Source organism: Neptunicoccus cionae, assembly GCF_014643735.1.
GTDB lineage: Bacteria > Pseudomonadota > Alphaproteobacteria > Rhodobacterales > Rhodobacteraceae > Amylibacter > Amylibacter cionae.
In genome coordinates this window covers 19705-34090 of sequence record NZ_BMKA01000006.1, presented here as the reverse complement: position 1 = coordinate 34090, position 14386 = coordinate 19705, and the positions used below count along the sequence as shown (strand labels likewise).

The window sequence follows — 14386 nt, the reverse complement described above, 5'->3', positions numbered from 1 at the left end:
CGCCCGCGTAAATTTATGTTTGATTGTTTACCTGTGCTTGGCCATAAACCCAAGTACGAATTCCGCCCCAAGCCCTGCCCTGATGGAATATATCCCCGCGCCATGTCCTCCAGCGAAATCCCTGCACCAGCCGCACCGCTCAAGCCCCGCCGGCTGAAAACGCCACGCACCATTGTGGCGCTGATCCTGCGCGAAATGTCGACCACCTACGGGCGCACGCCGGGGGGGTATTTCTGGGCGGTGATGGAGCCTGTGGCCGCGATCACCCTGATGACCTTCGTGTTTTCCGCCGCCCTGCGCAGCCCCTCGCTCGGGACCAGTTTCGGGCTGTTTTATGCCAGCGCGATGATGCCCTTCCAGCTTTATATGCAGCTGTCAAGCAAACTGTCCAATGCGCTGAGCTTCTCCAAACCGCTGCTGCGCTATCCGGGCGTGCGCTATACGGACGCCATTATTGCGCGGTTCTTGTTGAACGTCATAACCCAGATCGCCGTGTCCTATCTGCTGTTCTCGCTGATTATCATGCTGTTTCGCATTGAAACCATTCTCGACCTGCCCACCATCATCACCGCTTTTGCGCTGGCCGCGTTGCTGGGGCTTGGGGTGGGCTGTCTGAACTGCTATCTGATCACGCGGTTTCCCATGTGGGGCACTCTCTGGAGTATTATCACCACGCCGATGTTCATCCTGTCCTGTATCTTCTTCATAATGGAGGATATTCCTTCACAGTTCCGCGATATCCTGTGGTTCAACCCTGTCGCCCATATTACTGGTTTAATGCGGCGCGGTTTTTACCCCACGTATGAGGCAAGCTATGTCTCGATCCCCTATGTGCTATGCTTCGGACTGATCACGCTGGCGCTCGGCCTGTTGTTATTGAACCGGTATCACCGTGATCTGTTGAACCTGTAACCCGATAATCCTGACCCCTTTTCCAGAGAGCAAGCTGTCATGTCTACCAAAGTTGTCTATATCGCAGGGGCCGGCCGGTCCGGCAGCACCTTCCTGTCCCAGTTGCTGTCCCAGAACGACGATTGCTTCAACCTCGGGCAGATCCGCCACCTGCCTCTTGCCCTGAAACGCAATGAGACCTGTGCCTGCCATCAGCCGATACAGGAGTGCGCCTATTGGGGGCCGGTGGCCGCAGAAATGACAGACCGGCATGGCGAAGATGTGTTCGAGCGTTTGAAAACCGGCGCGCCCGCGTTCAAAACCTCGGCCACGCAGAACAGCGGCTGGGAAGACGCCGCCGTGCGGGATCTGATCCGGCAGGAAAATGCAGAGTATCTGAGCCTGCTTGGCGATCTCTATGCAACTGCCGCACGGCAAGCGGGCGGCGCCGCGCTGATCGACAGTTCCAAAGCCCCTGATGTGGCGCTGTCCCTCAGCCTGATCCCCGAAATCTCGCTTTATACGCTGAACCTGCTGCGCGATCCCCGTGCGGTGAATGCCAGCTGGGCCAAACGGGTGCAGAAGAAAGAGACCCTGCAACAGCGGGCGCGCAACTGGAACAACCGCGTGCGCCGGATGGAGGCGTTTCAACAAGGCAGCGATGCCCCCTTCCTGCAACTGCATTATGAAACACTGGCCACCGCCCCGCGCAAAACCATCGAGGACATCCAGTCCTGGGCCGGATTGCAGGTGGCCACCCCGTTTTTCACCTCCGATGCCGAGGCGGATATCTCCTGGGAGCGCAACCACCTCTTCCCCCCCGCAAACGAGGAAGTGCTGGAAAAACGCGCCACACACATCCAGATCAAACCCTCAGAAAGCTGGAAATCCGAGGAAAATGCCCGCTACCGCAAAATGGCCGAGCGGATCAATTTCCCGCTGGCCAAAAAGATGGGTTACACGAAGTAATCCACCCTAGGGCTTGATATCCCGCATTTTTCCGCCCCATCCAGAGCCGGACAGGGCAATGTGCGCCTTTGATCCGATGCGGTCTTCCGGCTGGAATTGCGAAAACACGTGAAAATTTAGCCGAGAAGACCTAAGATAGGGGGCTTATTGAACCCTTTTTTCACCGGATTTTATGATGAAACTTCAAAAACACAACGCAGAGGCGGCCGCATTTGCCCCGGAAGACACACTGGTTTTTAACAGTGGGACCGAAGATTATCTGAAGCTTTCGGGCGGGGATAAATCCATCACCATGACCGGCAGTGCGCGGATTGATTCACTGAAATTCAGTGGCGATGGCGGCATGGTGGAAGCCTCGTTGGATGGCACGGCGCGGATCAGTTACATGAATGTCTCCAGCACCGATCTCGATCTGGTGATGAACGACAGTTCCCGTGTTCGCGTGCTACAATATTATGACGGCGAGGCGAATATCACCACTGGCAATGGCTATGTGGCGCTGATCGAGACGTGGGAAGCCACCATTTCTTTGAAGACCGTCGGCGGGGTGGGGACCATCGACTTAGGCTCTGAATCCGGCGGCTATACCCATAAGATAACGACTACAGACGGTTGGGTGAGCACTATCAAGGTCGGTGCAGACGCGACCATCCTGAAAACCGGCGAGGGCGGGGTGGGGACCATCCGGCTTGGCGCTGGAAACGATAAGGTCACTACCGGCGGTGGGGTAAATTACCTCGATACAGGAGGCGGAAACGATAAGGTCAAGCTCCACGCGGCGGAGGGTTTCGAATACGGCTTTTATGCCAGCGGCGGGGAAGGCGTGGATCTGCTTGATTTGTCCAACGCCAAAAATGATGTCGAGTATGAATTCAACGACAGCTTCCATTATGTTGAATCCGTGGGATATTTTCTGGCCACAGGGTTTGAGAATATAAAAGGCTCAAAACATGATGACCATCTGACCGGTGATAGTCAGAACAACCTCCTGATCGGGGGCAAGGGCAACGACCGCTTGGAAGGGGCCGGTGGGGATGATGTGCTCAAAGGCGGTGGCGGCAGGGACACTTTCGTCTTTGGCTATGATGCCGGAACGGATAAGGTCAAAGGCTACTCCAAAAAACAGGATACCATCGCGATTGAGGGCCATTCCGGCGGCTTCAAGTCTTTGGACATCAGCGTATCAGGACGGGACAAAGTGATCAGCCATGACAATGGCACCATCATATTGGTCGGGCACGACGACACGTTCATCGGCGCTGGCAGCATCGACTTTATCTAGGCTGAACTCAGACAATAAAAAAGGGGGCCGCAGTTTCACACTGCGGCCCCTTTTGTTTCAATCAGTTCGCGGTCTTAGACGAAGTCGAAATCGCTCGCGTCGATTTGGGATTTGGCAACGCCTTCCAGCAGGATTTCCGTGCCGCTTTCAAGGGTGATCAGCGTATCGGAACCGCCGCCGGATTTCTTGATGTTCAGCTCGGCAAAGCTTTCCCCCGAAATTTCCAGCGTATCCTGATTGTTCTTGAAATCGCGGATTGTATCACGGCCTTCATTCGCAGAACCGTTGAAGACAAAGGTGTCATTGCCCTTCTTGCCCAGCAACACGTCATCGCCGCTGCCGCCGGTCAGCCTGTCGCGGCCACCGCCACCGTTCAGCAGATCATCGCCCGCTTCACCGCGCAGGTCGTCCTTGCCGCCCTTGCCGATCAGCTTGTCATCACCGCCCCGGCCGCGGATTTCATTGGCCTTGCCGTTTCCGATCAGCTTGTCATCGCCGTCCCGCGAACCGCGCAGGTCTTCCATGTTTTTGATTTTATGGGTGAACTCCATCCCGCTCCAGACACCCGTGGCTTTGCTTTTGCCCAGATGGGCATCAACGTAATCCACGCCAAAGCGGTCATAGCGCACCAGATCCACGCCGCCCGCGCCATCGGCATAGTCATCTCCGCCCAGCAGAATGAAACGCTCATCGTCACTGCTGCCCACCAGACGGTCATTGAACATTGTCCCCTGCAGTTCCAAGCGGCCGCCGTTGGAGGTCACATTGAGGCTTTCGACATTGTCATAGCCGTCGTTATTGATGACACCGCCCGCGACATCGACATCCGCGCCGTCGGTTCCGCCAACAAATCCGCTGTCAAATGACAGGCGCAGGATTGATCCGCTTTCAATGGTCAGATCAAAGCTGTCGGTGCCAGCGCCGCCAAAGACAGACATCCAGCCGTTTTCTGCAACCGTTGCCGTGAAACTGTCAGCAAACTGCGTGCCGATCAGCCCGAAACCGCCGATCTCCGGTGGCATATAGGCGGCTTGCATTGGCATATTCACATCCACCAGCGTATCGGTGCCGCTTTTCTTGACCACTGTGCCGGTGCCTGCGTTTCCGTCGATAACGGCTGTGATCCCTTTGGATTCGGCGGAATAAGTCAGATCCACATAGCCGGTCAGCATATCTGAAAAGACCATCGTATCATCGCCAGCAGAACTATTGATCTGGTCGTAGGACAGGTTGTCGCCGGGGTTCAGCAGGTCGTTGCCAGCGCCCCCGTGCAGCACATCATTGCCGCTGCCACCGTACAGGAAATCATTGCCGCCAGCCCCGTTCAGGCTGTCATGACCGGCCAGACCGAAGATGTGGTCCTTGCCCCCAGTACCATTCAGATAATCGCCCGGAGTGTAGTACTCCAGATCGTTGGACCCGTTTTCCCCCACCATCAGGTTCTTGATAAGTGAGCCGTCGAATTTCAGGATGGCATCGCCGATGGTGTCTGTGTTGCCAAGCCCGCCTTTGGATTTCAGGATCACATCCCCGTCGGGGTTGAAGACACGGATGTTGTTGACGCTGAAGCCGGCAATATCATTGAATTTCAGCTTGCCGCCGGAGTCGAGAAAATCGGTTACTTCCATCAGCATCGGAACTGCGCCGCCAAAATCTGTCGGGAAGCTGCCGTTCAGCTGGTATTTATAGCCCAACACGCTGAGCGAGATGGCTGTCGTCGATGCGTCAAAGGCCAGAACCTCAACACCTTCGCTGGCAATGCTGAAACCGGTGATGCCGTAATCGGCAAGTTTGCTCAGCAGGAAGGACCGCTCGCTGGCAGACAGGCTGTCATATTCGCCAAGCCCTTCCGCCAGTTCAGCCACGCCGCTGAGTTCTTCAAGGCTGGTAATGACGGAACCGGTGATCGAAATCACCTGCGCGCCAGAGGTCAGGGTATAACCGGATTTCGCAATATCTACGGTCAGGAATTCTTCATCATCAAAGCTGGTATCCCCCGGAAACCCTGCGTCTTTGCTGGCAGTAAAGCTGATCTTGTTGAATGTCCCTGTGGCCATCCCCTCTGTCAGCGCATCATCCAGTTCGTCAATGCTGCTGACCGGCGAAATCCCCGAACCCGAAACCACGATGTCAAAATCGACAGGACTAAGAAACGGTGACTTCCCATCCGAGCTGCCGCGCAACCGGATTTCAGTGGCAGTCAGACTGACCGGAGACAAGCCGTTTTCCATAGCCCAGCCCAGATCCCCGAGCAAATCGCCGTAGGTGCCTTCCATGTCCGGAAGTGCCTGTTCCAGATAACCGGCGTCAATCCCCTTACCAAATTCCGATTTCACTATAATACGCACCATGATAACTTACCTTTGTAACAATCAATTCCATTTTAACGGGAATCCTCTTGGATAACTTATTAAGTTCGGTAACGGAAAATCAATTGCATAATGCCCAATCTACCGCTTCTTATTTGTTTTCTTTCGGGCTGCTTCTGGTGATGTTGTCGGGCTGTGGTACCGCCCCGCCGTCAAAGCCGTCTTTCACGCTCGGTTACGGGCAGGATGATATGTTTTTCATCCCTTCAGCTCTGCAAGCCACCGCAGAACAATTTTTCACCCCATCCCCCAAAACCGCCGCAAGAACTGCGACAGCTCCGCCTGCGGCTGACGGGCTGGTGGTAGACATTGACGAAGACACACTTTCACCGGACAGCGACACCCCCTATCATAGAAAAAAGTCGCGCCAGATCCGGCTCGGGGCACAGGTTGAACAGCCCCTCGGCGGGGCGCTGTCCCTCCACGCAGGCGCGAGCCTGTTTTACGGCAAAAGCCGCTACGTCCTGCCCGAAGGGGCCGGTATTCTGAAAGACCCGACAACCATCCGCTTTGCCAGTCACGGGGTGGAACTGGAAACCGGAGTGGCTTGGCGCAAACGACATTCCCACTTCGTGTCTTCACTGTTTGGCATGGGGTTCGGCGGCACCGTGGCGCAGACCCGCACACAGATAAATTCCGCCCTGCTGAATGTAGAAAACCGCTCCAGCACTTCGGCGGGTTTTATCTATACGGATGTAGGGCTTGGCCTGCACAACGCATCCCCGAAACCCAACAGAGCCCTAAAACTGCGCACCCGGTTGAAATACTATCCCGATGCGGGCCTTTCACTGCAAAGCGGGATCGCGGCGGAGTTTTGAATCGACCCTCAATGCCCCTCCGGATCGGGGGTGTCCTTGCAGGCGGCTTCATGGTCTATGGGTTCTTCCGCCACCGACAGGAAGTTCCCGAAGGTGGACAGTCCCTCTATGTGGTCGCAGATCGTCTTGATCACCGCCAGAATGGGCACCGCAATCAGTGCGCCGGGGATACCCCAAAGCCAGGCCCAGAAGATCACCGAAACGAACACCGCCACCGTGTTCATCTTCATTCGTATGCCCAGCAGAACCGGCGTGATGAACTGTGCTTCCAGACTGGTCAGGGTGAAATAGACCAGCGGGGCCACCATTGCGTAAGTCAGGCTTTCAAACGTCACCAGAGAAAACGCCGCCACCCCAAGCGTGCCTAGCGCGCCGCCAAGGTAGGGCAGAAAGTTCAGTGCAAAGGCCGCCAACCCCCAAACCAGCGGATAAGGCACCCCTACCAGATACATAGCCACCCCCACCGACACTCCAAGACCCGCATTGATCGTGGTGATCGCCAACAGGTAATAGGACATCCGCCGCTCTATATCGTGGAGAATCCGCAAAGCGCGCTTCTTGTCACTGCGCCGTGGCAGTGCCTCTACGATCTTGAGGTAATACATATTTCCCGACGACAGCAGGAACAGTGCAAGGATCAACCCCACCACCAGAGAGGTGGAAAATTCCGCCAGACTGCTGACCGCCGCGGTCAGCAGGCCGGGCTGTTGCACCACGACCTTCTCGGTTTCTTCTGTGGCCCCGCCACTGGTGACATTACCCACCTGCTCAGAGGCATCCTTCACCGCCTGAAGCGTATGGGACAGGTCGCGCAGCTTGTATTTCACTTCTTCGGTGATGCGGGGGATGTCGTCAAACCAGCTTGTCACCGTCCCCCCAAGCAGCGCCACTCCGGTAATGGCCAGTGCGGCCATTCCAAAAGTGGCCAGAATTGCCGCCACAGGCACAGGCACGCCAAGCCGCCCGATCGCGCGCACGAAGGGGCTAAGGGTCAGGGCCAGCATCACCCCGAGCACAAGCGGCAGAACCAGATCCTTGGCCACATAAAGAGCTGCAAAACACATCAGCATCAAAATCACCCCGAGCATCCGGTTGGTAATTCGTTGCTGGTCTGTTTGCGGCTGGCGCATCTGGGAAAGTCCTTTAAATCTTTGGTGTTAAATCTTGAAATTAAACTCCTGAACACCGGTCCGAAACACGGGTTCAAAAAAAGGGCCGGGCGTAACGCCCAGCCCCCGCACGGTTATAAGAACCGCGCTATGCACCATCTGGCAAAGGGGTTAGCCTTCGTATTCGGCACGACCCTCAAGGGATTCTTCAGTGCTTTCGATGTAGACGCGCAGATCGTCGCCCGCATCGTTACGGATGATTGTCAGTTCGTCCATCTTAACAGCAACCGGCTTTTCGCCTATGCCCAAGAAACCACCTACGTCGATAACAGCTTTTTCAACTTTACCGTTGTCTGTCAGGATCAGTTCGCTGATTTCACCAACATCTTCGTCGTTTACACCGTAAACGCGGGCACCTGTCAGGTCTTCGGCTGTCATATCGTCAGCAACAACAGGCTGGTAGCCGTCACGCTCGATGCTTGGCGCCATAATATCTTCGCGCGGCTCGTCGTTCACAGCGACATCGTTCTGCATGTCATCGTCTTTTTTCACGACAGCGTTTTCATCTTTTTCCATTACAGCGTCGTCGTCTTTCATGACGCGGTTGTGGGATTCATATGCCGGAGCTTCGCCAACAGCGGCAACATTGGAGTTCACCACCAGGAAGTAATCGTCTGCGTCTTCGCCTTCTTCAGACACGAATTGCAGTTGGGACATATCGATCGCTACGTCTTTCTCGCCGATACCGGCCAGACCGCCAACGCCAACAATCACAGAAGCAACTTCGCCGCTGCGGTTCAGAACGATTTCATTGATTTCACCAATGTCGTCCCACTCTTTTTCGCCGTCTTCAGCCACGGTCATTTCCGCGTTCATTTCGGCTTCGCTCACATAAACCCGCTTGCCGATCAACTCGGACGCGTTGAGGTTCTGTGTGGCATCAAATGTCATTTCGGGAAAGGCTGCCATGTGGGCTTCGCCATATGCGGTGGTGCCCAGAATCAATGCAGTCGCGGTCGTCATCATAAAATGTTTCACGGGTTTCTCCTTCTTAGTTCCAGCCCAGTTATCCCCCAGGCCCTTGATGAAGAAACAACGAACCATCGCACGAGAAGTTCCGTGCAAAAGTAAATTTATTTTCACCTGAGCGTGAAGCCGCCGTGAGCGCCGGTTAGGATGACAGACACATCTGGCTGCCCGCGTGCTCTTATAAACAAGAGAGCACGCGCGACCGGAAATGCAACTGGGAGCTTTAGGATTAACCTTTGATGTTCAAGGCTTTAACACCGGCCTCAGCCAACAGGCGTGACAGACTAGCAGCACCGCGCGCTTTATTGACGTGGTTCTTGTCGCGGTAATCTTCAGCGGCCAGAACGAAATCCGTATGAGGCAGGATGTCAAAACCGCCACGGGTTTCCAGATCCCTGATGAAAGGATCAAACCTGTTGTTTGGATTGGCTGCGCGGGCCTCTGCGATGCCTTCTGCATTCAACGGATGGACAAAGCCGATCACCGTGTCGCAAATCTCTTTCATTGCAGCGACACCACGCAGGAAAATATCCGCCTCGGCGGGCACCATTTCTGTCTTCCCCAGATACGTTTCCATCACTTCTGTGGCCCGTTTCTTCATCCAGTCCGGTTCGCTTGCACTGACACCTTCGGGATCGGAAAGAGTCTTCCCCTCCTTCAAACCAATGGTCCCTCCGGTTGCCGGATCCCAGATATTATTGGGATCAAGGCTTGGCAGATCACCTACCTCATAGCCCCCGTCAAGATAGTCTTTTACCACCTCGATTTCCCGACCTGACGGCAGGGAAGACATCTGCATCAGCTCCACTTCGTAGATCACAAAGGCCAAAGGCTTTCCGGCAGCGCGCAGGGTGTCACGGACAAATTCCGCCAGCTCCGTGGTCCCCGCGTTGGACAGCTTTCCGGTGCCAAGATTGGCCGCCGTCACCGGCATCCCCAGTTCGGCAGCCCGCGCCTCAATCACCGGCGCCACGGCCCCTGACATCATCCCCGAAGACCCGATAAACAGGGCAAGGGGATGGGGCGCTGCCGCGACAAAATCGGGAAACTTGTCCACGCATTCCACGGCACGGCGGGCCCGGTAGTGGACGGTCTTTTTCAAATCCTGTGCGCCCTTACCTCTTCCTTTACCACCTTTGCTGTTGCCAGCTTTACCCTTCGGCCCCCTCTTCGCCATCGGGGTGTTTTCCATCCGGCGCTTGATCAGTGGCACAAGGTTCTGGATCGACATTTCGGACATCCGCGCCACCAGCATCTGGTTCAGCGCAATGCCGAAGGTTTTTTCCAGCGCGAGGGTAAATTCGGTAAAGGCAAGGGAATCCAGCCCCGCCTCCATCAGATCCGGAGCCTCCAGTATCCGCTCGCGGGAGATGGCCGGATTGATGGCCTGAACCAGTTCGATCACCTGCTTGCGCACCCGTTTTGGCTGGCCCGAAGCGGCCGCGGCGGGATTGGTTGTCACCAATGCGCCAATGGCCCCGCGATCAATCTTGCCGCTGGCATTCTTAGGGAACTGTCCCAGACTGCGCAGGTCTGTGGGCACCATATAATCGGGCAAGGCGCGTTTGAGATCCTCCAGCACCGCGCGGGTATCCCCTGTCCAGCCTTCGACACTGGCCAGCAGCGCTGTCGGAGTGGCGGATTTCAGCGGCAGCGGTGTCACGACGACAGAACACCCGTCTACGCGATTGCGGATTTCGGCCTCTATTTCACCCAATTCAACACGATAGCCCCGGATCTTAATCTGGTTGTCGATCCGGTCCACAAAGAAAATCGCGCCGGTTTCATCAGCAAGAACACGGTCCCCTGTGCGATAATAACGCCCGCCAAACTCTGGCAGGTCCACAAAAGCGGCTGCGGTTTTTTCAGGGTCCGCCAGATAACCATCCGCCAATTGTGGCCCTGATACCAGCAATTCGCCGGTGTCCCCCACCGGCGCCGCACTGCCGTCTTCGCGCAAGATAAGAGTCTTCATTCCAGGCAGCGCCTGCCCGATCGGGGCGAGACCAAAACGTTCGGATACAGGCGCACCCGCAGCGGGCAGCACATAACGGGTGCAGGCAATGGTCGCCTCCGTCGGGCCGTACCAATTTTCCACGCCCTGCCCCGTTGCCGCCTGCCAGTTCTGCGCCAGTTCCATCGGCAAAGCCTCGCCGCAGAACAGGGAAATCCGCAAACCGGCCAGAGTTTCACGGTCCAGATTACCCCGTAGAGCGATCTTCTGCGCCAGAGAAGGCACCGAGAACCACGCCGTAACGCCCTCCCGTTTTACATAAGCCGCCGGATCATCCAGATCCGCCACGCTCGGAACAACCAGTTCGCCGCCCGCGCGCCAGCAACAGAACATGTCATGCACCGACAGATCGAAGGTCAGATCGAAGTTCTGTGAAAAGCGGTCTTCTGCACTGTAAGGCACCGCAGCGAACGTCGCTTCCAGATAGGCCTCCAGATTGGAATGCCGGATCGCAACCCCTTTCGGAGTGCCGGTGCTGCCCGAGGTGAACAGAACATAGGCATAGCCGTTGTCATGCGGTGCCGGTTCCAAAGGCTCCGGCACCATATCCGCCACAGTAATCAGAGCCGGAGCGCCACCGCCCCCTGCTTGTGTCGTCATATCCGTCTCGGTCGTCAGAATTGCTTTGCCGCGTCCTTGCGCCCGCGGCGAGGCGATCAGACAGGACGCACCCGAACGTTCAAGTATCAGACGATTGCGGCTGTCAGGAAATTTCGGGTTCAGTGGCACATAGGCATGGCCACAGCGCAGCGCTGCCAACACCGCGACATAGGACTGGACACTTCGATCCGCAAAAAACCCCGTGACCGGCGCTTGTTCTGCTGATGTGGCAGCGCGGATCGCACCGGCAAAACCACTGACCATCTCCGCCAGTTGGCCGTAGCTGTACCGCACTCCGTCCACCCGAAGGGCCGGCCGGCCCGGATGGGCTTTGGCCATCGCTGCAAAATCATGCCAGGCACGCCAGGTCTGGTTCTGAGAGGGGACAGTTTGTGCAATCGTCATCTGTTCAATGGCCTTGTAATACCGGAAGATGCCAGCACAGCAGGCGCATCTCTGTGAAATTTACAGATTTCGATTACACAGTAACCAAAGAAAGTTCCAGAAGTTGTTTCCGCGCTCTTATCAGCAAAATTGGCTACCTTACGGCACCCAAAATGCCACCCTGCCTTTTCCAAAAAGCGCATTTTGGGGGCGGTTTTGCTGGAATAATACTGGAAATACAGTTTTCGCGCGTTAAGTCTCTTAAAAGTTACCGGATCTAGCGAATGTTGCGGTTGGAAAATTGCTCCAACTGTGTTTAGATTAACTAATTAGATAAAGTGAGTCTCGGAAGTCTACGTATCAGGCTTCGTCAGTTTTTAGTTTGCAGGGATCTGCGCAAATAGCCAGATTGTGAAAGTTGTACTATGTGGAGTTTTGAATTGAATTTGAAGAACCTGACTAACGGAGCTTTGGCCTTAGGGCTTGGAATGGCTCTTTCGACGGTAACGGCCGGGGCCGCCAGCGTTACCTTTGACTTCACTGCCGAAAAGATGAAACGGGCGAAGATGCTCGATTTCACACAGGGCGACATTGGCTTGACGGTTAGCGCCATTAAGACCAACCCCAAAGATGTCACGTCCAGCTCCAAAGTATTGACTAAGAATTTCGGTTTAGGCGTGAAATCTGGCAAAAAAGACAATTCCGCCAAAATTGACTCCAAAGGCGCTGAAGAAACGGTTGTCTTTAACTTTGACACCGATGTCACCATTGAAAGCATCACATTCACTAAGTTCATCAAGCGCGACGACTTCGGCTTTTCAACGAGCGGCCTTGATGCACTGACAGGTGACGTTGTGGAAACCTATACGTTCACAGACGATTACACCTCAAACAGGTTTGATGTTTCAGCCATAGACTCCTTTCTTAAAAAGAAGGACAAGTTCAAGCATTCCAGCTTTGCCATTGCGAACATAACAGTCCGTTCGGCTGATGCTGTTCCGGCAGTTGTACCACTGCCCGCAGGCGGCATGCTTCTGCTCGGCGCACTTGGAGCCTTGGGTTTTGCACGGCGTCGCAAACGGGCGTAATGCGCCCGTTTCTCTCCGGCCCCAATTCATAGCTGGCCCGGCGTTATCTTGACGAGTGTTTCAAAGATGCCCGCGATCCATAAACCAAGAACGTTTTCCGCTCTGAATGGGTATTTCCACGCTGGCACCTTCTGGCTGGCAATCGCAACACTTGCCGCGCTGTTGTATTTCCAAGAGGGCGTTGCCGCGCTGTTAACCGCTTGGGAACTCCCCGAGTACAGCCATGGACCTCTGATTCCGGTGTTGTCCCTGTTGCTCTTTTTACGTCAGCTTAAAGATGTCCCCGTCACCTCCGATCCTGTTGCCGACCGGGGCGCCGGTATCGCGTTGCTGGTATTTGCCCTGCTCGTCGGGGCCGTGGGCAAGCAGGCCCAGATTGACGATATCGTAGCTTATGCGCTGATCCTCTGGGTGGGTGCGATGTTGCTCATCTCTTGGGGTTGGCAACAGGGCAAGCAGTTTTGGCCACCGGTGGTGCATCTTGTCTTCATGCTGCCGTTGCCGGGGGTCATTTATTATAAGATGTCCACCATCTTGCAAGCCTGGTCATCGGAACTTGGCGTCTGGATGTTGCAACTGATCAATGTGCCTGTCTTCCTTGAAGGCAATATCATTGATCTCGGGGTTTACAAATTGCACGTGGCCGAAGCCTGCTCCGGCCTGCGATATCTGTTCCCCATCATGTCGTTCTCTTACATTTTTGCAGTGCTGTTTCGCGGTTCCATCTGGCATAAAGCCGTCCTGCTTCTGGCGGCCGCACCGATCACAATTGTGATGAACTCAGTGCGCATCGCCTTTGCTGGCTGGCTGGTGAACTATCTGGGGCTGGAATACCTCGAAGGCTTCAGCCATTTCTTTGAAGGCTGGGTCATCTTTATGATTTGCGTGGTGATCCTGTTTCTTCTTGCCTGGGTCATGCTGCGGTTCACGGCTGAGAAAATGCCGCTTCTGGATGCGCTGGATCTGGACACCTCCGGCTGGGTGACGCAGGCGACCCGCATCCGCTTGATCGAGCCGTCAAAGGCCCTCATTTTGTCAGCCGTCCTACTGTCGCTGGCAACGATAAGCTGGCAGGTCCGCCCGCAGATAGACACCGGCCCGGTCGACCGCGAACCATTTTTGCTGTTCCCGACAACTCTGGGCCCATGGAATGTCGGTATCCCCGAGGTTCTAACTGAAAATGTCGCGCAGGTATTGGCAGCAGATGACTACCTCGCGGTCCAGCTCTCCCGTTCTGATGCCGCAGCACAAGTGGGACTGTTCATTGCTTGGTATGACGATCAGACCCGAAATGGCACCCATTCGCCTGAAATCTGCCTGCCGGGTGCGGGCTGGGAGATCGCATGGTTGGAACGGGTCGATGTCGCCCCCCAAGTCGGGTTTTCCGAGACTTACAATTTAAACCGCGCGGTGATCCAAAAGGGCGAATCCCGAATGCTGGTCTATTACTGGTTTGAACAGCACGGCCGCCACGTGGCCTGGGATCTGGCGGCCAAAATGTATCTTCTTTGGGACGGGTTGACGATTGGCCGGACTGACGGCGCGCTCGTGCGTTTGACGACCCCGATTACCAAAGACGAAACAGATGCCCAAGCAGAGGCGCGTCTGCAAGACACCTTCCTCGAGCTTACCACCGTGATGCCCCGTTTTGTCCCAGAGCTTTAATGTCAGGGAATTACACGCGCCAGCCTCGGGAGAACCGACTCACTAGATTAGTGAAAGCCTTCTGAGGGCATTTACAGTTGATCTATTGAAACGGCCGCAGACTTCAAAAACGCGTATTGAGCAATCAATGCGCTCTAAAAGGGCCCGGACAAGCGAATCAATCTGAAT

At 55.5% G+C, this 14386-nt stretch carries 10 protein-coding genes; 6 read left to right on the top strand and 4 right to left on the bottom strand.

Features of this window, described 5'->3' with window-relative positions:
- Nucleotides 1-15: 15 nt before the first annotated feature.
- The 3 genes from IEX10_RS16515 to IEX10_RS16505 all read left to right on the top strand — a co-directional run bounded on the left by IEX10_RS16515 (nucleotide 16) and on the right by IEX10_RS16505 (nucleotide 3142).
- Nucleotides 16-912: an ABC transporter permease gene (locus IEX10_RS16515; protein WP_229678605.1), complete on the top strand. Its 897-nt coding sequence runs from the start codon at nucleotides 16-18 to the stop codon at nucleotides 910-912.
- 39 nt (nucleotides 913-951) lie between these two features.
- The gene (locus tag IEX10_RS16510) at nucleotides 952-1860 is read left to right on the top strand and encodes a sulfotransferase (RefSeq protein ID WP_188677924.1); all 909 of its coding nucleotides are present in this window, start codon (nucleotides 952-954) and stop codon (nucleotides 1858-1860) included.
- A gap of 175 nt (nucleotides 1861-2035) precedes the next feature.
- The gene (locus tag IEX10_RS16505; protein ID WP_188677923.1) at nucleotides 2036-3142 is read left to right on the top strand and encodes a calcium-binding protein; all 1107 of its coding nucleotides are present in this window, start codon (nucleotides 2036-2038) and stop codon (nucleotides 3140-3142) included.
- A gap of 74 nt (nucleotides 3143-3216) precedes the next feature.
- Here IEX10_RS16505 and IEX10_RS16500 read toward each other — a convergent pair whose 3' ends face one another.
- Nucleotides 3217-5493, bottom strand: coding sequence for a calcium-binding protein (locus IEX10_RS16500; RefSeq protein WP_188677921.1), 2277 nt, complete (start codon nucleotides 5491-5493; stop codon nucleotides 3217-3219).
- A gap of 83 nt (nucleotides 5494-5576) precedes the next feature.
- On the opposite strand from IEX10_RS16500, the gene IEX10_RS16495 reads away from it, so the two are divergent.
- Nucleotides 5577-6329, top strand: coding sequence for a hypothetical protein (locus IEX10_RS16495; RefSeq protein ID WP_188677919.1), 753 nt, complete (start codon nucleotides 5577-5579; stop codon nucleotides 6327-6329).
- 8 nt (nucleotides 6330-6337) lie between these two features.
- On the opposite strand, the gene IEX10_RS16490 is transcribed toward IEX10_RS16495, so the two are convergent.
- The 3 genes from IEX10_RS16490 to IEX10_RS16480 all read right to left on the bottom strand — a co-directional run bounded on the left by IEX10_RS16490 (nucleotide 6338) and on the right by IEX10_RS16480 (nucleotide 11486).
- Nucleotides 6338-7459 (bottom strand): AI-2E family transporter, encoded by a 1122-nt coding sequence (locus IEX10_RS16490; RefSeq protein WP_188677916.1) that lies wholly within the window; start codon nucleotides 7457-7459, stop codon nucleotides 6338-6340.
- A 150-nt stretch (nucleotides 7460-7609) separates the two neighbouring features.
- Entirely contained in the window at nucleotides 7610-8476 is an 867-nt protein-coding gene (locus IEX10_RS16485; RefSeq protein WP_229678604.1) for a PRC-barrel domain-containing protein, read from the bottom strand.
- 220 nt (nucleotides 8477-8696) lie between these two features.
- Nucleotides 8697-11486: a non-ribosomal peptide synthetase gene (locus IEX10_RS16480; protein WP_188677913.1), complete on the bottom strand. Its 2790-nt coding sequence runs from the start codon at nucleotides 11484-11486 to the stop codon at nucleotides 8697-8699.
- 419 nt (nucleotides 11487-11905) lie between these two features.
- Between IEX10_RS16480 and IEX10_RS16475 the strand changes: the two genes are divergently transcribed.
- Together IEX10_RS16475 and xrtD are read left to right on the top strand one after the other, a co-directional pair.
- The gene (locus IEX10_RS16475) at nucleotides 11906-12553 is read left to right on the top strand and encodes a VPLPA-CTERM sorting domain-containing protein (protein ID WP_188677910.1); all 648 of its coding nucleotides are present in this window, start codon (nucleotides 11906-11908) and stop codon (nucleotides 12551-12553) included.
- Between the two features lie 48 nt (nucleotides 12554-12601).
- Nucleotides 12602-14218 (top strand): VPLPA-CTERM-specific exosortase XrtD, encoded by a 1617-nt coding sequence (gene xrtD / locus IEX10_RS16470; RefSeq protein ID WP_229678603.1) that lies wholly within the window; start codon nucleotides 12602-12604, stop codon nucleotides 14216-14218.
- Nucleotides 14219-14386: the final 168 nt, after the last annotated feature.